Below are 18,580 nucleotides of genomic sequence, written 5' to 3'. Positions count from 1 at the left end.
ACCAGGTTGCTGGCGCTGTTGAGGCGAGTCGTGACGAGCTGCTGCTGCGCCGCGTAGGATACGCGCTGGGCGTCGAGCGAGACGAGGAACGAGTCGACTCCCGCGCGGTATCGCGCCTCCGACAAGCGCGCCGCGACCTGCGCGGCATTGGCACGCGCCGATTGCGCGGCCACCTGCTCGCCGATCGTGCCGCGCTGCGCGAGCGCATCGGCTACCTCGCGGAACGCGGTCTGGATCGCGCGCTCGTAGGTCGACACCGCCACCTGCTGCGATGCACGGGCGTAGTCGAGGTTACCCTTGACCGCGCCCCCGTCGAACAATGGCAGGCCGACCGAGGGCGCGCCCGTGTATGTGAAGCTGCCGCCGCCAAAGAGCCCCGACAATGCGGTCGAGATCGTGCCGATCGTCGCGGTGAGCGAGATGCGCGGGAAGAACGCCGCGCGTGCCGCACCGATGTTGGCGTTCTGCGCGATCAGCTGATGCTCGGCTTGGAGGACGTCGGGGCGACGCAGCAGCACTTCGGACGAGACATCGCCCGGCAGCGCGTCGCGCGTGTAGGCCACCTGCCCCAGACCGGCGGGCAGCTGCTCGGCGGGTACGGTCGTGCCTACGAGCAGGTTTAGCGCGTTCTGGTCCTGCGTCACGCGCGTGGTCAGCGTCGCGATGTCGTTGCGCGCCGACTGGTAGTTCGTCTCGGCCTGCCGCGCCTCGAGCTCGGAGGCGACGCCGATGCGGAACTGCGCCTGCGTCAGTCGCAGCGTCTCGCCGAAGGTCTGGAGCGTGCGGCGCGACAGCTGCAATTGCTCCTGGTCGGAGGCGAGCGTCAGCCACGCGGTCGCGATCTCCGCGATCAGGCTGATGCGGGTCGAGCGTTGCGCCTCCTCGGTCGCGAAATACTGCTCCAGTGCGGCGCGGCTCAGGTTCCGGACGCGGCCGAACAGGTCGAGCTCGAACGCGGAGAAGCCGGCGTTGACCGAGTAGAATTCGATGTTGGACGAGGACGAGCCGACGCCCGCACCGCCGACCCCTGCTCCGGCGCCACCGCCGCCGATGCCGCCGCCGACACCACCACCCGCACCGGTGCCGCCGCCGATGCCCGTCCCCGCGCCGCCGCCGGTCGCGCCGCCCGCTCCCGCGCCAGCGTTGGCACCCGTCGCGCCGAAGATGTTGTTGGTATAGGTCGCCGAACCGGACAGCGTCGTCGTCGGCACCAGGTCGGAGCGCTGGATGCGGTATTGCGCGCGCGCCTGGAGCACGTTGCCGGCCGCGATCCGCAGGTCGCGGTTGTTGGCCAGCCCGGTGTCGATCACCTGTCTGAGCCGCGGATCGAGGAAGAAGTCGCGCCAGCCGATCGCGGACACGTCGGCGACGTCGCTCGCCGCGCGCGGGTAGACGCCGCCCTGCGGCAGCGCGGCCGGCACCGCGCCGGTCGGGCGTTCATACTTGGGTGCGAGGTTGCACCCGGCGAGCGCGGTCGACAGCGCGAGCGCGGCGAAGGTAACGGAGCGGGTCACAGGTCAGGCTCCCTCGACCGCGGGGCGGCCCTGGTTCGGATGGTGGTCGCGGCCGCGATCGTTCCCGTCACTGCCGTCCGGCGCGTCGGGTGCGGCGGGTTCCGCGTGGCCGCCCTGCCCGAACAGGCGCAGGACGACGACGAAGAACATGGGGACTAGGAAGATGGCGAAGATCGTGGCGGTCAGCATGCCGCCGACCACCGCGCGGCCGATCGCGTTCTGTCCACCTGCGCCCGCACCGGTCGAGATCGCGAGCGGCAGCACGCCGAAGACGAAGGCGAGGCTGGTCATCAGAATCGGTCGCAACCGGATCTTCGCCGCCTCGATCGCGGCGTCGAACGCCGACAGCCCGTCGCGCATCTTCTCCTCGGCGAACTCCACGATCAGGATCGCGTTCTTGGCCGAAACGCCGATCGTCGTGATGAGGCCGACCTGGAGGTAGATGTCGTTGTTGAGCCCGGTCAACCACGCCGCCAGCAACGCGCCGACCACGCCCAGCGGCACCACCAGCATGACCGAGATCGGCACCGACCAGCTCTCGTACAGCGCGGCGAGACACAGGAACACGATCAGCAGCGACAGCGCGTACAATGCCGGCGCCTGCCCGCCCGAGAGCTGCTCCTCGTAGCTGAGCCCGGTGGGCTCCAGCCGGGTACCCGGCGGCAGCTTGGCGTGGATGTCGTTCATCGCCTTCAGCGCCGTGCCCGACGACACGCCCGGTGCCGGCTGCCCCAGTATCTCCATCGACGGCTGACCGTTGTAGCGCGTCAGCTGGGTCGCGCCCTGCTGCCACGAGGTGGTGGAGAAGGCGGTGAACGGCGCCATCGCATTGTCGGTGCCGCGCACGTAGAGGCTCGCCACGTCCTCGGGGCGCAACCGGTAGGGCGCGTCGACCTGCAGATACACGCGCTTCACGCGACCGCGGTCGATGAAGTCATTGACGTACGCCCCGCCCCAGGCGGTCGAGATCGTGTTGTTGATCAATTCAAGGTCGAGCCCGAGCGCGCGCGCCTTGTCCTGATCGACGTTGATCTTGAGCTGCGGCGCGTCGTCGAGCGCGTTGGGACGCACGCCGACCAGCGACTTGTCCTGCGCCGCCATGCCCAGCATCTGGTTGCGCGCGGCGAGCAGTCTCTCGTGCCCGATGCCCGCCTCGTCGACCAGTTGCAGGTCGAAGCCCGACGCATTGCCCAGTTCCTGCACCGCGGGCGGGATCACCGCGAAGATCATGCCGTCGGCGTAGCGGCCGAGCACCGCCATGGCGCGCCCGACCACCGCCTGCGCGCGGTTCTCGGCGCCGGAGCGATCCTTCCACTCCTTCATCGGGATGAACGCGATGCCGCTGTTCTGACCGGTTCCGGCAAAGCTGAAGCCGTTGATCGTGTACACGCCGCGAATCGCGTCGCCTTCCTTGCTGAGGAAGTAATCGCTAACGAGGTCGAGACCCTTCTGCGTGCGCTCGGTGGTGGCGCCGGGTGGCCCTTGCACCAGCGCGATCATCACGCCCTGGTCCTCCTCGGGCAGGAACCCCGACGGCAGCCGCGTGAACAGCAGCACCATGCCGCCGACGATCAGCGCGTACACCACGAGCGAGCGACCCCAACGCCTGGCGGTCGCGCGCGTGCCCTTCTCGTACCGGTCGCGCCCGCGATCGAAGCGGTCGTTGAACCAGCGGAAGAAGCGCGCGAGCGGCCCGTTCCCCTGCTTCTTGTCGGGGTCGTGCGGCTTCAGGATCGTCGCGCACAGTGCGGGGGTCAGGATCAGCGCGGTCGCGACCGACAGCACCATCGCCGACACGATCGTGATCGAGAACTGGCGATAGATGACGCCGGTCGAGCCGCTGAAGAACGCCATCGGCAGGAACACTGCCGACAGCACCAGTCCGATGCCGATCAGCGCGCCCGAGATCTCGTCCATCGACTTGCGTGCGGCGTCCTTGGGCGAGAGATGCTCCTCGACGATCAGGCGCTCGACGTTCTCGACCACGACGATCGCGTCGTCGACCAGCAGGCCGATCGCGAGCACCATGCCGAACAGCGTCAGCGTGTTGATCGAGTAGCCCGCGATCGCCAGCACCGCGAACGTGCCCGTCAGCACCACCGGCACCGCGATCGTCGGGATGATCGTCGCGCGCCAGTTCTGCAGGAACAGGAACATGACGAGGAACACGAGCACCACCGCCTCGACCAGCGTGTGGATCACCTGCTCGATCGACAGGCGCACGAACGGCGAGGTGTCGTACGGGAAGATGACCTTGACGTCGGGCGGCAGCTGCTTGCCGATCTCGGTCATCCGCTCCTTCACCGCGTCGACGGTGTCGAGCGCGTTCGCGCCCGGCGCCAGCTTGACGCCGATGCCCGACGCGGGCTTGCCGTTCCACTGCGCGGAGAAGCCGTAATTCTCCGCGCCGATCTCGACGCGCGCGACGTCGTTCAACCGCACCACCGAGCCGTCGGTGTTGCTCTTCAGGCGGATCTGGCCGAATTGCTCGGGGGTGGTCAGGCGCGACGACACCGACACGGTGGCGTTGAGCATCTGCTCCTTGGGTGCGGGCTGCGCGCCCAACTGCCCGGCCGACACCTGCGCGTTCTGCGCGGTGACGGCGTTGGTGATGTCCGCCATCGTCAGCGAATAATTGTTGAGCTTGAGCGGATCGACCCAGATGCGCATCGCATATTGCGAGCCGAAGATCTGCGTGTCGCCGACGCCGGTCACGCGCGACAGCGGGTCCTGCATCTTGGACGCGACATAGTCGGCGAGGTCGATCGCGTCGTGCTGGCCGTTCTCGGAATACAGGCCGACGAACAGCAGGAAGTTCTGCGTCGCCTTGGCGACGATGATGCCTTGGCGCTGGACCTCTTGCGGCAGTAGCGGGGTCGCCGCCTGCAGCTTGTTCTGCACCTGCACCTGCGCGGTGTCGGGGTCAGTGCCCTGCTCGAACGTCAGCGTGATCGTGACGGTGCCCGCCGACGAGGACGAGGACGAGAAGTAGCGAAGGTGGTCGATCCCCTTCATCTGCTGCTCGATGATCTGCGTCGTCGTATTCTCGAGCGTCGCGGCGTCGGCGCCCGGATAGGTCGCGGTGATCGACACTGCGGGCGGCGCGATCGCGGGGAATTGCGCGATCGGCAGGCTGCGGATCGCGAGCACGCCCGCGAGCATCACAACGATGGCCAACACCCACGCGAAGATGGGCCGGTCGATGAAATAGCGTGACATGAGCGGTTACTTCGCTTCCTGCTGCGGCTGGCCGGCGCCGCCGCCCCCGTCCTGCGGCGCGCCCTGCCCCTGCGGCGCACCCGGCTGCGCGCCGGGCTTCGCGTTGGGGTTCCACGCGACCGCCTTCACCGGCATGCCGGGGCGCAGCATCATGCCGCCCTCGACGATCACCTTCTCGCCGGCCTTGAGCCCGGCGGTGACGAGCCAATTGTCGCCGATCGTGCGCGGCGCGGTCAGCGTGCGCATCTGCACCTTGTTGTCGGCACCCACGACCATCACGGTCGGGTTACCCTTCTCGTCGCGCTGCACCGCGCGCTGCGGCACCAGCAAGGCGTCGCCCTGCGTGCCCTCGATCAACTCGGCGCGCACGTACATGCCCGGCAGAAGCAGGCTGCGCGGATTGGGGAAACGCGCGCGGATCGTCTGCGTGCCGGTCGCGGGATCGACGCTGACGTCGGCGAACTGGAGCGTGCCCTCGATCGGGTAGACCGACCCGTCCTCCAGCCGCAGCTGGACGCGGGCGGCCTGATTGCCGCGCGTCAGGTCGCCCGACGCGATCTTCTGCCTGAGCGCCAGCAGATCGGCGCTCGACTGCGGCACGTCGACGTAGATCGGGTCGAGCCGCTGTATGGTGGTGAGCGCGGTCGTCTGCCCCGCGGTGACGAGCGCGCCCGTGGTCGCGATCGAGCGACCGATCCGGCCCGAGATCGGCGCGCGGATGGTGGTGCGCGACAGGTCGATCTGCGCGGAGCGCAGCGCCGCCTGCTGCGCCGCCACGTCGGCGCGCGCCTGCGCCGCCGAGGTGATCGCGTTCTCGTAATCCTGCTTGGCAATCGCGTTGATCTTGACCAACTCGCCGTAGCGGCGCTGGAGCGCGGCGCTCGACGCGATCGCCGATTGCGCGCGGGCGAGCGCGGCGCGCGCACTCGCCACCTGCGAGACATAGGGTTGCGGGTCGATGCGGTAGAGCGGCTGCCCCTCGCGCACCTGATCGCCCTCGGTGAACAGCCGCGCCTGGATCAGGCCGTTGACCTGCGGGCGCACCTCCGACGTCTCGAACGCCACCGTGCGACCGGGCAGCACGGTGGTGAGCGTCACCGACTCGCTCTTGACCGCGACCACGCCGACCTGCGGCGGACCGGCGGGCTGCTGCGCCTGCTCCTGGCCCCCACCACACGCGGCGAGCGGCACCACCAGCATCGCGGCGACCGCGAAACGATTGATCAGCATGGACTTCCCGGAAAAATTGTGTGAATGAACGATCACTCACGAATGCTGCTACTGCGAAGATGCGGCAGCGTCAATATGGGAAGGAGATGATGACCTATTCCGAAGCGGCGCTCGTCACGTGCCTTCGCAACGAGAAAGCAAATGCTCGCCGGTCGAAGGTGATCCGAGCCGCCCGAAAATTGTTCGCCGACGCGGGCTTCCACAACACCGGGATGGCGCAGATCTCGCGCGAGTCGGGGGTGCTGGTCGGACAGATCTACCGCGATTTCGCCAACAAGGAAGCGATCGTCGCGGCGATGGTCGAGCAGGACCTCGACGAGTTCCTGTACGACGGCGTCCTGTGCAACGCGTGCACGACCGGCGACCATGCCGCGGTGCGCGCGTGGATTGCGGACTTCGTCGGCTGCCAGGAGGTGGACGACGCGCGCATCTTCGCCGAGATCACTGCAGAGGCCGCACGCAACGAGCGGATCGCCGCGATCTTCCACATGATCGACGAACGGCTGCGGCAGCAACTGGTGCTGGCGCTGCGCATCATCGTGTCGCCCAGCATTCCTGACGCGCGGCTGGTGACGCTCGCCAACCTGATCCTGACGGTGTCCTGGGGCGTGATGCAGCGCCGCGTGCTGTGGCCGGGCCAGGTCGACCATGCCGTGTTCACCCCGCTTATCGCCTGCATCGAGTCGCAGATCGACGCATTGTGCCGGGAGGATGCGGCGATCGCGCGCGCCGACGCCGACGAAGCGCTGCCGTGAACGCGGCGACCAAGCCGCCAATCGGGCGCGACACGACCCTGTGCATGTCGCTGGCGGCGCGACCGGGAAACTTCGGCTCGCGCTTCCACAATCGCCTCTACGATCGGCTCGGGCTCGATTACGTCTACAAGGCATTCACCACCGACGACCTGGAGGGCGCGGTGCGCGGCCTGCGCGCGCTGGGCGTGCGCGGCTGCGCCATCTCCATGCCGTTCAAGGAAGCGGTCATCCCGCTGCTCGACGGGCTGGCCGGTTCCGCGGCGGCGATCGACAGCGTCAACACGATCGTCAACGACGATGGGCGGCTGACCGGATACAACACTGACTACAGCGCGGTGCGCGACCTGCTCGACCGCGCGCGGGTCGATACCGCCCTGCCCTTCACGCTGCGCGGGTCGGGCGGGATGGCGAAGGCGGTGGCGGCGGCGCTACGCGACCGTGGGCACCGCACCGGCACGATCGTCGCGCGTAATGAGGGCGCGGGCCGCGCGCTGGCGGCAAGCTACGGGTTCAGCTGGCGCGCCGAGGTGGGCGACGGTGCCGCCCTGCTCGTCAACGCAACCCCGATCGGGATGAGCGGCGGGGATGAGCAGGCGCTCGCCTTCCCGCACGCGGCGATTAAAGCGTGCCGGGTCGCGTTCGAGGTGGTGGCGCTTCCCGCAGAAACGCCGTTCCTGCGCGACGCCCGAGCTGCGGGCAAGACGACGATCGCGGGCGCGGACGTCGCAGTGCTGCAGGCGCTGGAGCAGTTCATCCTCTACACCGGCGCGCGACCGGGCGACGACGACGTCGCGCACGCCGCCGCCTTCGCGCGCGGCGAGATCGACTAGGCCGAGGTCGCTTAGGCCGACTGCGCCGCGACGCGCGCCTGCGCCAGTCGACCGATCGCTAGCCAGCGCGCGTGCTCCTCCTCCGCGTCGGCGAGCGCGCGGTGTGCGGGTGGCTCGCCCCCGCGGCGCGGCTCGCTCTGCTCTAGGATGTCGGCGACCGCGGACGCCAGCGCATTGCCCGAGAGCACGCGCGACAGGATCGCGTGCGCGCGCTCGCGGTGCGCGTCGTCGCTGTCGCGCAGCCGCAGGCTGTGGCGCGGCAGCTTGGCGGCGCGCAGCAGTGCGCTCAACCACTTGCCGTCCCACGACGGCGCGCTCGCCAGCAGGTCGTGGCCGGTCAGCTGATCCAGCATCCGCCGTGCCACCTGGGCGTGATCCTCGCCGTCGGCGACCAGCTCGGCGCGCGCGATGCCGTGGATCGCCTCGGCCGCCGCGTCCCAATCGTCCCACGCGGCCGCGGGGCGGATCAGGTGGCGCTCGCTGCGTCCGTCCTCGAACACCCAGGCGACCTCGATCGGGTAGCTCCGCTTGGACAAGGACGAGGCTTCGAAATCGAGGAACACCAGCATGGTGCCACAACGCGCGTCGGCGCGATCGGTACCGGAACGCCGCGCCGCGGGCAGGGTTGAGGCGCCATGATCGACCTCAACACCGCCACCGCCGACGAACTGAACACCGTGCCGCAGCTGTCCGGCCACGGGGCGGAGATCGTCCGCTACCGCGAGGAGCGCGGGCGCTTCGGCGCGCTGCGCCACCTGAACGAGGTGCCCGGGCTCGCGCAGAAGATCGACTGCGTGGAGGCGCACCTGCGCGTCGACTGACCCGGCTTGCCCCCCGCGGCGCAGCGGCTAAGCTGCCGCAAAAAGGGGAAGCACCGTGTCACCACTCGTCCTCCTGCTTGCCGCAGGTACCATGCTCGCGTCCGCCGCGCCGGCGCTGGCGCAGAGCGACAAGACGACCACCACGATCGAGAAGAAGACCGACGACGGCGTCAAGCTGCCGCCGCTGCCCGCCGACCGCACGATCGCGCAGAGCGTCCGCGTCGGCGGGCGCGTGCTCGGCTACCGCGCCACCGTCGGCACGCTGCCGGTGCGCGACGAGACGGGCAAGGAGATCGGGCAGGTCGTCTACACCGCCTATACCGTGCCCGGCCGCGATCCGTCGCGCCCCGTCACCTTCGCGTTCAACGGCGGGCCGGGCGCGGCGTCAGTCTACCTCAACATGGGCGCGGTCGGCCCCAAGCGGGTCCAGTTCGGCGCGCAGGGCGACGCGCCGTCCGACGCGCCGATTGCTGCCGACAATCCCAACACCTGGCTCGACTTCACCGACCTCGTCTTCATCGACCCCATCGGCACCGGGTTCAGCCGCAGCCTGGTCGACGCGGAGGCGACCAAGAAGGCGTTCTACGCCAACGATCCCGACATCAAATACCTCTCCAAGATCGTCTACGACTGGCTGGTGAAGGAGGGCCGGCTGCGCTCGCCCAAATACGTCATGGGGGAGAGCTACGGCGGGTACCGCGCGCCGCGCATCGCCTACGAACTCCAGTCGCAGATCGGCGTCGGGGTCAACGGCCTGATCATGGTGTCGCCCTATCTCGACCCCGCGGTCGGCGACGACGCCACCGCGCTGTCGCCGCTGCCGTGGATGATCGACCTGCCCTCGATGGCGGCGGCGAACCTGGAGCGGCAGGGCCGGCTGACCCCGGCGGCGATGCAAGAGGTCGAGGACTACAGCCGCGGCGACTTCGCGCGCGACCTGCTACGCGGGCGGTCGGACCCGCAGGCGACGGGGCGGATCGTCACGCGCGTCACGCAGCTGACCGGGCTCGATCCCGCGCTCGTCCAGCGGCTCGGCGGGCGCGTCGACAGCCGCACCTTCCTGCGCGAGGTGCACCGCAGCGAAGGCACGATCGGCAGCGTGTACGATCCGAACGTCACCGCGTTCGACCCCTTCCCCTGGTCGCCGCAGCAGCAGTCGAACGACCCGATCCTCGACGCGCTGATCGCGCCGACCACCAGCGCGATGGTAGATTTCGTCACGCGCGAGGTCGGGTGGAAGACCGACGCGCGCTACAACGCGCTGTCCTATTCGGTGAATGCGGCGTGGAACCGCGGCAAGCCGAGCGACACGCCCGTCACCGACCTGCGCAAGGCGATCGCCAACGACCCCAAGATGCGCGTGATGATCGTCCACGGCTGGGACGACCTGTCGTGCCCGTTCTTCGCCTCGCGGCTGATCGTCGACCAGATGCCCGCCTTCGGCGCGGCCGAGCGCGTCGCGCTCAAGGTCTACGCCGGCGGGCACATGTTCTACAGCCGGAACGACAGCGGCGCCGCGTTCAAGAACGACGCGCGGGCGCTCTACCGCTGATCCCGCAGCCCCGCCGCGCGCCCGGCCATCACCCGGTCAGCGCGCGGCGGCGAGCGCGTCGCGCAGGGTCGCGACCCGGATCGTGCGGCGATGCTGCCGCAGCCAGCGGATAAAGGCGCGGTGGACGGCCGCGTCGACGCTCAGGTAATCGCCGCCGATGCCGTGGAACAGGTACACCGCCCAGCCGCCGCTCGCCTCCGCCTCGCGCGCGAAGGCGATCAGCTGCTCGAGCGTCGTGTTCTCGCCGAACCCGCGTGCAGGGACGTGCATCGCGTCGACCCGCGCGGCACCGGCGCGCACCTCGGCATCGCTCATGTCGACGCCGCGCGCGTAGTCGACCAGCTTCGCCGCGCGCAGCGGCTCCAGGTAATCCTTCCCGCCAGCCAGATGCTCGCCGCACGGCGTCGCGAAACCGTGGCGCGATCGGCCGTCGAGCGCGCGGAGCAGGACGTTCTGCTGCGCGATCTCGCGCAGCATGGTCGCGGGCGTGTACGCCTCGCTGGTGAAGCGCGGATCGGCCGGGAACTTGGCCGCGGCGCACGGGTGAAAGATCGTGTGGTTGCCCAGCTCGTGTCCGCGTTGCGCCGCCGCGCGCCAGCGCGGCACGTCCGCCTCGCGCACGCCGGACAGGAAGAAGGTCGCCTTCAACCCCGCCGCATCAAGCGCGGGCAGCGCGTGGTCGAGCTGCGACGGCAGCGCATCGTCGTAGGTCAGCACGACCGTGCCGCGCGCCTGCGCGATGCCTGGCGACAGCACCAGCGTCAGCGCCGCCGCCGCCAGTCTCACGATACGCTTGAACCGTCCGACCGTCACTTGCCATCCCCCCAGATATCGCCGCGCGCGTCGATCTGCGCCGCCACCGCGTGCGCGATCCGCGCGTCGTCCGCCAAGTCGGGATGGCCGTGGCAGGCGCGGAAGTTAAGCCCGTCGACCGCGGCGAACGCGACGCGGCGCTCGCCCGCGCGCGTCAGCCGCGCCACCGCCGCGCGCGCCTCCGCGATCACCTCGCCCCCGGAGATCGGCTTCGCCCAGACGACGATCAGCGCGCGCGGGTGGCGCGCGCGCAGCCCCGACAGGAAGTGCGCGTAGCTCCGCTCGAAATCCTCGTGCAGCGCGTCGCGCGTCGCCCAGCGCTCACGCGGGTGCAGCGCGGTGGTGAAATCGTTGGTGCCGAGCGCGACCACGATCACGCGCGGGTGCCACCCCGAATCACCCGCGCGCCGCGCCTTGTCGAACAGCGTGTAGGGATAAGCCGCCGGCAACGTGTCCCACGGATTGCCATCATAGTTCCGCACCACCCCGCGCCCCGAGATCGCGTTGACCTGATAATCGGCGTGGTAGCGCACGGCGAGCTGGCCCGGCAGCCCCGCCGCGGTGTCGGTGGTCTCCCACACTTCGCGCTCGGTGCACGCCGCCTTGCTCGATTGGTTGGCATAGCCGACCGTGTGCGAGTCGCCGATGAACTCGATCTGGCGCGCGGGCACGTCGACGGACAGCGCGCGGCTGCCCGCGGCGGCGGTGAAGTCACCCAGCTCGGTCGCGCCGGCCTGGCTCTCGCTCACGACCTGCACCCGCAGGTGGTGCGCGCCGCGTTCAAGCGGACCGACGCGGTACACACCCGGCGCCGGCCGGACGAGCGCGACCGGCGCGCTCCCATCGACCGTCACGCGCAGCGAAACCTCGCCTGCCCCAACGCGAAAGAACGCCTGCGTGCCGCGGAACCGCGTCTCGACGTAACTGCCCGGCCACTGCCGCCGGATCATCCGCGCGACGGCCGGCTCGGCGCGCCCAACCACGCGCATCAAGAGCGGCACACTCGCCCCGGGCGCACCATCGACCCGCTCGACCCGCACCGCCGGCTCGGCCGCGATCGTCGAGACCGCCAGCAGCGCGATGCAGAGCGACTTCGTTGGTCCCCCAGCGAGCTTGATCGGCTTCATGCATCCTCTCCACGGGCGACCTGTGAGCGCTACCGTACTTTTGTCCCTGCCCTATCCTGCACGTGGACCAGCAGCAAGAACTCCGCCCCGGCGATCAGGCGGCTGGGTGCAGCACGTGCGACAGCCGATGGAGCCGTCACGCGCGATTTGCCGACCTGCCACACGGCGTGCAACAGCGGGGCACAGGGGGACGATCGGTGGCGGGACGGCTGAACAACGTGGACGGCCTGCGCGGCGTCGCGGCGCTGCTGGTCATCGCCGGCCACTGGGGCGAGTTCATTGCCGACCACGCGCGCGACAGGGCGGTCAGCGACGTGCTGCGCGCGGCGCTGCTCGATTATTTCAGCTTCGGCCGCGCGGGCATCGTCGCCTTTTTCTGCATCAGCGGGTTCGTGATCCCGTTCAGCTTCCGCGGCACGTGGCCCAAGCGCGCGTTCATCGTCAGCCGCTTCTTCCGCCTGTACCCGGCCTACTGGCTGTCGCTGCTGATCGGACTCGTCACCGTGCCGCTGGTGACCGGATCGTTCTTCTCCGGAACCGAGATCGCCGCCAACGCGACCATGGTGCCGCTGTTCCTGCGCCAGGCGCCCGTGATCGGCGTCTATTGGACGCTGCACATCGAACTCGTCTTCTACGCCGCATGCTTCATGCTGTTCGCCGCCAGGCGACTGCACGACGCGCGCGTCAACGCGGCGCTGATCTGCTGCTACACCGCGGTCGGCGTGGTCGCGGGCGTTTGGCGCTTCTTTCACGCGGCCAATCTGCCGATCGGGGTGCCGACCTATCTCGCCGCGATGCACTTCGGCACGCTGGCGCGACTGCACCTGCTGGAACGTGATCCGCGCGCGGCACGGTTGTTCGCCCCCCTGCTCGTCGTGCTGATCGTCGGCACGATGGTTACCAACACCGCGGGCTATCTGCACGCCAGCGACGAGGCGATGGGGTGGATCGCGACGAACACCGGCTATCTGGTTGGCGTGGCGTTGTTCCTCTCGTGCGTGATGCGCGGCACGTTCGCGCAGCGTCCGCTCGTCTACGCCGGGGCGATCAGCTACTCGCTCTACCTGCTCCATATCCCGGTGATCCAGTGCTGGGAGGCGCTGTGGCCGCGCCCGGGCGAGTGGCGGGTCGCCGCGCTGCTGGGCACGGTGTTCGTCTTCGCCGGTGCGATCGGCATGTCCGGCCTGGTCTATCGCTACGTTGAGCGGCCCGCGATCCGCGTCGCGCGCCGGATCGAGGCGCGGCTCGCTGCGCGCTAAGCAAGCACGCGCGGGGGCTCGATGCGCGCTAGGCAAGGACGCGCGGGATGATAGAGCGGAACGCGGGCAGGCGGGAGCGAGCGGTGGCGCAACGAGGTTCGGGACGATCGATCGGCGCGCGCGGCGGCAGCGACAACGCGCTGGTTCGCGCCGCATCGCTGGCCGCGGCGTTCGCGACGGCGGCGCTGCTGCTGCTGTGCTTCGCCGGTCCGTACATCAACAGCGACCTGTCGGCGAAGCTCGGGCTGCTCGGCACGATCCGCCAGGCGGGATATCCGGTCGTGTTCGCGGTCGCGCTCCCCGCCGCCTATCTGATCGGCGGGTGGCGCAGCCTGGTGCTGCCGTGGCCGATGCTGGCGGCGCTCGGTTGGTGCTGGTTGAGCGTCACCTGGGCGCTGGCACCGGTCACCGCGGCGAAGGCAGCGCTGCTGCTGACGCTGGTCGCCTGGCCGACCTTCGTGCTGGTGCGCGCGCTCGACCCCAGGCGCACCGCGCTGATTCTCGACGCGACGCTGGCGCTCGCGCTCGTCGTCAACATCGGTTTCGCGCTCTTCGCGCCCGAGGTCGCCGCGAGCGACAGGCTGGGATCCACCGGCAGCGCGATCCTGTCGGGTGCGACCGGCGATAAGAACCAGGCCGGGCTGATCGCCGGCCTCGCGATCGTCACCTTTGCCGCGCGCTGGTACGCGACGCGCTGGGTCGCCTACCTGCCGCTGATCGTCGCGGGCGCCGGGTTCCTGGTACTGACCGACTCGCGCACCTCGATCGGCATGACGATCGCCGCGCTGGTGTTCATGGCCGTGTTCGCGCGCGCCTATCCGGCGCTCCAGGCCGCGGCGGCGCGACGTCCCGCGCTGCCGCTGCGCGTCGAGGTGATCGGCGCAATTATCATCGCCGCGGTCGTCGGCTACCTGAGCATCGACATCTCGCCCGCGCTCCAGCTCGCTTCCGATCCGGAGGCGTTCACCGGGCGCGCAGCGATCTGGACCGCGGTGATCCGCTACTTCGGCGAGCATCCGCTGCTCGGCAGCGGTTATGGATCGTTCTGGAACATCGGGGACGCGAGCCCGATCCTGCGCTACATTCCGCCCGGCAGCTGGATCGAGGGGGTGAGCGAGGCGCACAACGGCTACCTGGAGATGATGATCCAGTTGGGGGCTCTGGGCTTCGTGCTGGTGTTCTTCGCTACGCTGATCTGGCCCGCGGCGCGACTGCTGCGGCTCGCGCCCGAGCGGCGCGGCCTGGGCGTGTGGTCAGCGTCGATCCTGTTCTTCATGTTCGGGCACAATTTCACCGAAGCGAACCTGTTCAACAAGGACGCGATGGGCAACGTCGTCATGCTGTTCGCGGTGGCGCTGGTCTGGCGCGAGACGCGCACCGCGTCGCTCGGCGACCAGTTGCGCGCGCGCGCGGCGCAGCGTGCCGGTGGGCGCATCGGCGTTGTTCCGCGCCGCTGAGATCGGCGGCGCGTTTGGTCGATACGCCAACCCCGTAGGCCAACATGGATCAGGAAACGATTTGCCGTTTCGCCCGTTCTGGTTAGGAAGAACCAGAGCTTTGCCGTCGTTCCCGGACGATCGACTTGGCTGGATACACCCCGAGATGAAAGAACCCATGTCCAAGATTGAAGCGAGCTCCCCCGAAGTCTCGCGTCGCGGTGTGCTGGCGGGCGGCGCTGCCACCGCCGCGCTGACCGCGGCACCCTCCGCGCTGGCGCAGGCGCAACCGCCCGTGGCCCGGCCCGTCCCGACGATGCCGGTCGCGTTCGAGGTCAACGGCCGGCGTCAGGAACTGTCGCTCGACACGCGCACGACGCTGCTCGACGCACTGCGCGAGCATCTGCACCTGACCGGCACCAAGAAGGGCTGCGACCACGGTCAGTGCGGCGCGTGCACCGTGATGGTCAACGGCGTGCGGATCAATTCCTGCCTTAGCCTCGCGGTTCAGCACCAGGGCGACAAGATCACCACGATCGAAGGGCTGGGCATGCCCGACAAGCTGCACCCGATGCAGGCGGCGTTCGTCAAGCACGACGGATACCAGTGCGGTTACTGCACGCCCGGGCAGATCTGCTCGGCAGTGGCGGTGCTCGACGAGATCAAGCGCGGCGTCCCCAGCCACGTCCAGGCGGACGTGTCGGCCAAGCCGCAGGTCACCAACATGGAGATGCGCGAGCGGATGAGCGGCAACATCTGCCGCTGCGGCGCTTATTCCAACATCGCCGAGGCCATGGCCGAAGTCGCGGGCGTCGAGGAGGCGCGGGCATGAAGGCGTTCACCTACGAGCGCGCGAAGGACGCGCAGGCCGCGGCGCGCGCCGCGTCGCAGCCGGGCGCCAAGTTCATCGCCGGCGGCACCAACCTACTCGACCTGATGAAGATCGAGGTGGAGACGCCGACGCACCTTGTCGACGTGCAGGACCTGGGCTTCGACAAGATCGAGCGCACGCGCGAGGGCGGGCTGCGAATCGGCGCGTTGGTCACCAATACCGATCTCGCCGCGGACGAGCGCGTTCGACGCGACTATGCCGTGCTGACGCGCGCGATCGTCGCAGGCGCCTCGGGCCAGCTGCGCAACAAGGCGTCGACCGGCGGCAATCTGCTCCAGCGGACGCGCTGCCCGTATTTCTACGACACCAACATGGCGTGCAACAAGCGCAAGCCAGGTTCGGGCTGCGCCGCGATCGGCGGCTACTCGCGCCAGCTCGGCGTGATCGGCGTCAGCGACAAGTGTATCGCGACCTTCCCCGGCGACATGGCGGTGGCGATGCGCGTGCTGGACGCCTACGTCGAGACGGTGGACGCGGGCGGACAGCGGCGCGCGATCCCGATTGCCGACTTCCACCGCCTGTGGGGTGACCGTCCCGAGCAGGACACGGTATTGAAACCGGGCGAGCTGATCACCGCGGTGACCTTGCCCAAACCGATCGGTGGCAAGCATTTCTACGAGAAGGTGCGCGACCGCGCCTCCTACGCCTACGCGCTCGTCTCGGTCGCCGCGGTGATCCAGCCAGACGGCACCGGCCGCGTCGCCTTCGGTGGCGTCGCACCGCGCCCGTGGCGCGTCGAGGCGGCCGAGGCGCTGCTTCCGCAAGGTGCCGCAGCCGTTACCGCGCGCGCCTTCCAGGGCGCGACGCCAACCAAGGACAATGCGTTCAAGCTGCCGCTGGCCACGCGCGCGCTCGCATCCGTCATTGCCCAATCAGCCAACCAGAAGATGGGGGCCTGATCCCATGAAGTTCGACACACCCGCCGGGCAGAACCCGATCGACCGGATGCAGGTCGTGGGGCGCGCGCACGACCGCATTGACGGTCCGGTGAAGACCACCGGCACCGCGCCCTACGCCTACGAGCACCATGCCGAGGTGCCGAACGCCGCCTACGGCTATCTCGTCCCGGCCGCGATCGCCAAGGGGCGAATCGCCGGCATCGACACGCGCGCGGCGAAGGCGGCGCCTGGCGTGCTCGCGATCGTGACTGCGCAGGACGCAGGGCCGCTCGGCAAGGGCAAGTACAACACGGTCAAGCTGCTCGCCGGCCCCGACGTCGACCATTACCACCAGGCGGTCGCGATCGTCGTCGCCGAGACGTTCGAGCAGGCACGCGCCGCTGCTGGGCTCGTCCGCGTCGATTACTCCCGCGGCGCGGCGCAGTTCGACCTCGACCAGGCGCTCAAGACCGCGCCGCTGACCGGCGGGTCGAGCGACGAGGGCAGCGCCGCGCCGCCGGTCGACCGCGTCGGCCAGTTCGAGCAGGCGTTCGCCGCCGCGCCGGTCACGCTCGACGCGAACTACTCGACGCCCGACCACAGCCACGCGATGATGGAGCCGTTCGCCTCGATCGCATCGTGGAACGGTGACGAGCTGACGCTGTGGACCTCGAACCAGATGATCAACTGGGGGCACGAGGATCTGGCCAAGACGCTGAACATGCCCAAGGAGAAGATCCGCTTCATGTCGCCCTACGTCGGCGGCGGGTTCGGTGGGAAGCTGTTCCTGCGCACCGACGCGGTCATGGCGGCGCTGGGCGCGAAGGCGGCGGGCCGTCCGGTCAAGCTGGCGCTGTCGCGTCCGGTGATGGCCAACAACGCCACGCACCGCCCGGCCACGCGCCAGCGCATCCGTCTCGGCGCGCAGAAGGACGGCACGATCACCGCGATCGCGCACGAGAGCGGATCGGGCGACCAGCCCGGCGGCAGCCCGGAGACCGCGGTCAACCAGACCAAGTTGCTCTACGCGGGTGCCAACCGCATGACCGCGATGCGGCTGGCGGTGCTCAACCTGCCGGAGGGCAACGCGATGCGCGCGCCGGGTGAAGCGCCGGGCATGATGGCGCTGGAAATGGCGATGGACGAGATGGCCGAGAAGCTCGGCATGGACCCCATCGCGTTCCGCATCAAGAACGACACGCAGGTCGACCCCGAGGACCCGAAGCGCCGCTTCTCGCAGCGCGAGCTGGTGCGCTGCCTGAACGACGGGGCGCAGCGGTTCGGCTGGTCGCGCCGCAACGCCACGCCGGGGCAGGTCCGCGACGGCAAGTGGCTGGTCGGCATGGGCGTGGCCTCCGCGTTCCGCAACCACATGAACATGCCCTCGGCCGCGCGCGTGCGCCTGGGCCAAGGTGGCGTCGTGACGGTCGAAACCGACATGACCGACATCGGCACCGGCAGCTACACGATCATCGCGCAGACCGCGGGCGAGATGATGGGCGTACCCGCCGAGGCGGTCGTCGTGAAGCTCGGCAGCTCGGCCTATCCGGTATCGGCCGGGTCGGGCGGGCAGTTCGGCGCGGCGAACGCGACCGCGGGCGTCTACGCCGCGTGCGTCAAGTTGCGCGAGCAGGTGGCGCAGCGGCTGGGCTACAATTCCGCCGACGCGGTGTTCCAGGGCGGCAAGGTGACGAGCGGCAACCGCTCGGCCGACCTCGCGCAAGCGGCACAGGGCGGCGAGCTGGTCGCGGAGGACAAGATCGAGTTCGGCAAGCTCGACAAGACCTATCAGCTGTCGACCTTCGGCGCGCATTTCGTCGAGGTGGGCGTCGACGCCTATACCGGCGCGACGCGACTGCGGCGCATGCTGGCGGTGTGCGCGGCCGGGCGGATCATCAACCCCAAGTCGGCGCGCAGCCAGGTGATCGGCGCGATGACGATGGGTGTCGGGTCGGCGCTGATGGAGGATCTGGCGGTCGACAAGCGCTTCGGCCTGTTCATCAACCACGACCTCGCCAGCTACGAGGTGCCGGTCCACGCCGACATCCCGCACCAGGAAGTCGTGTTCCTGCCCGAGGCGGACGACAAGGCCAATCCGATGAAGGCCAAGGGTGTCGGCGAGCTCGGCCTGTGCGGCGTCGGCGCGGCGGTCGCCAACGCGATCTACAACGCGACCGGGGTGCGCGTGCGCGATTACCCGATCACGCTCGACAAGCACCTGGAGAAGCTGCCCGCGGTGGCTTGATGGGTCGCG

General features: G+C 69.6%; 15 protein-coding genes. 9 read left to right on the top strand and 6 right to left on the bottom strand.

Annotation, left to right across the window (positions count from 1 at the left end; genetic code table 11):
* The 3 genes from ACFDS6_RS12710 to ACFDS6_RS12700 all read right to left on the bottom strand — a co-directional run.
* Positions 1–1,514, bottom strand: a 1,514-nt coding sequence (locus ACFDS6_RS12710; RefSeq protein ID WP_375272548.1) for an efflux transporter outer membrane subunit, incomplete at its 3' end; no start/stop codon positions are given.
* A 3-nt stretch (positions 1,515–1,517) separates the two neighbouring features.
* Positions 1,518–4,733, bottom strand: a complete 3,216-nt coding sequence (locus ACFDS6_RS12705) for an efflux RND transporter permease subunit (protein ID WP_375272547.1) — start codon at positions 4,731–4,733, stop codon at positions 1,518–1,520.
* 6 nt (positions 4,734–4,739) lie between these two features.
* Complete coding sequence (locus ACFDS6_RS12700) at positions 4,740–5,963, bottom strand: efflux RND transporter periplasmic adaptor subunit (protein WP_375272546.1); 1,224 nt, start codon at positions 5,961–5,963, stop codon at positions 4,740–4,742.
* An 89-nt stretch (positions 5,964–6,052) separates the two neighbouring features.
* Between ACFDS6_RS12700 and ACFDS6_RS12695 the strand changes: the two genes are divergently transcribed.
* Together ACFDS6_RS12695 and ACFDS6_RS12690 are read left to right on the top strand one after the other, a co-directional pair.
* Positions 6,053–6,718, top strand: coding sequence for a TetR/AcrR family transcriptional regulator (locus ACFDS6_RS12695; RefSeq protein WP_375272545.1), 666 nt, complete (start codon positions 6,053–6,055; stop codon positions 6,716–6,718).
* Positions 6,715–7,548 carry a shikimate 5-dehydrogenase gene (locus ACFDS6_RS12690; protein ID WP_375272544.1) on the top strand — a complete coding sequence of 278 codons (834 nt, stop codon included), beginning with the start codon at positions 6,715–6,717 and terminating at the stop codon, positions 7,546–7,548. The genes ACFDS6_RS12695 and ACFDS6_RS12690 overlap by 4 nt, the downstream gene beginning before the upstream one ends.
* Before the next feature lie 11 nt (positions 7,549–7,559).
* On the opposite strand, the gene ACFDS6_RS12685 is transcribed toward ACFDS6_RS12690, so the two are convergent.
* Positions 7,560–8,117 (bottom strand): transcriptional regulator, encoded by a 558-nt coding sequence (locus tag ACFDS6_RS12685; RefSeq protein ID WP_375272543.1) that lies wholly within the window; start codon positions 8,115–8,117, stop codon positions 7,560–7,562.
* Between the two features lie 66 nt (positions 8,118–8,183).
* Here ACFDS6_RS12685 and ACFDS6_RS12680 point away from each other — a divergent pair, with 66 nt between their 5' ends.
* Together ACFDS6_RS12680 and ACFDS6_RS12675 are read left to right on the top strand one after the other, a co-directional pair.
* Positions 8,184–8,369 (top strand): helix-hairpin-helix domain-containing protein, encoded by a 186-nt coding sequence (locus ACFDS6_RS12680; protein ID WP_375272542.1) that lies wholly within the window; start codon positions 8,184–8,186, stop codon positions 8,367–8,369.
* Positions 8,370–8,460: 91 nt separating this feature from the next.
* Positions 8,461–9,921 (top strand): S10 family peptidase, encoded by a 1,461-nt coding sequence (locus tag ACFDS6_RS12675; RefSeq protein WP_375272549.1) that lies wholly within the window; start codon positions 8,461–8,463, stop codon positions 9,919–9,921.
* Positions 9,922–9,957: 36 nt separating this feature from the next.
* Here the strand turns inward: ACFDS6_RS12675 and ACFDS6_RS12670 are convergent, their stop codons facing one another.
* Both ACFDS6_RS12670 and ACFDS6_RS12665 read right to left on the bottom strand, forming a co-directional pair.
* Positions 9,958–10,734 carry a polysaccharide deacetylase family protein gene (locus tag ACFDS6_RS12670; protein ID WP_375272541.1) on the bottom strand — a complete coding sequence of 259 codons (777 nt, stop codon included), beginning with the start codon at positions 10,732–10,734 and terminating at the stop codon, positions 9,958–9,960.
* Positions 10,731–11,861: a GDSL-type esterase/lipase family protein gene (locus ACFDS6_RS12665; RefSeq protein ID WP_375272540.1), complete on the bottom strand. Its 1,131-nt coding sequence runs from the start codon at positions 11,859–11,861 to the stop codon at positions 10,731–10,733. The genes ACFDS6_RS12670 and ACFDS6_RS12665 overlap by 4 nt, the downstream gene beginning before the upstream one ends.
* Positions 11,862–12,058: 197 nt before the next feature.
* On the opposite strand from ACFDS6_RS12665, the gene ACFDS6_RS12660 reads away from it, so the two are divergent.
* From ACFDS6_RS12660 to paoC, 5 genes are all read left to right on the top strand, one after another.
* Entirely contained in the window at positions 12,059–13,120 is a 1,062-nt protein-coding gene (locus ACFDS6_RS12660) for an acyltransferase family protein (protein WP_375272539.1), read from the top strand.
* A gap of 83 nt (positions 13,121–13,203) precedes the next feature.
* Positions 13,204–14,577, top strand: a complete 1,374-nt coding sequence (locus ACFDS6_RS12655; protein ID WP_375272538.1) for an O-antigen ligase family protein — start codon at positions 13,204–13,206, stop codon at positions 14,575–14,577.
* 157 nt (positions 14,578–14,734) lie between these two features.
* Positions 14,735–15,388, top strand: a complete 654-nt coding sequence (gene paoA, locus ACFDS6_RS12650) for an aldehyde dehydrogenase iron-sulfur subunit PaoA (RefSeq protein WP_375272537.1) — start codon at positions 14,735–14,737, stop codon at positions 15,386–15,388.
* Positions 15,385–16,347, top strand: a complete 963-nt coding sequence (locus ACFDS6_RS12645; RefSeq protein WP_375272536.1) for an FAD binding domain-containing protein — start codon at positions 15,385–15,387, stop codon at positions 16,345–16,347. Before paoA ends, ACFDS6_RS12645 begins: the two co-directional genes overlap by 4 nt.
* A 4-nt stretch (positions 16,348–16,351) precedes the next feature.
* Positions 16,352–18,571 carry an aldehyde oxidoreductase molybdenum-binding subunit PaoC gene (gene paoC, locus ACFDS6_RS12640; protein ID WP_375272535.1) on the top strand — a complete coding sequence of 740 codons (2,220 nt, stop codon included), beginning with the start codon at positions 16,352–16,354 and terminating at the stop codon, positions 18,569–18,571.
* Positions 18,572–18,580 lie beyond the last annotated feature (9 nt).

Origin of the sequence: Sphingomonas sp., assembly GCF_042095875.1 — a bacterium.
GTDB lineage: Bacteria > Pseudomonadota > Alphaproteobacteria > Sphingomonadales > Sphingomonadaceae > Sphingomonas.
Note: the sequence above shows the minus strand (reverse complement) of the source record. Positions and strands in the feature narration are given on the sequence as shown.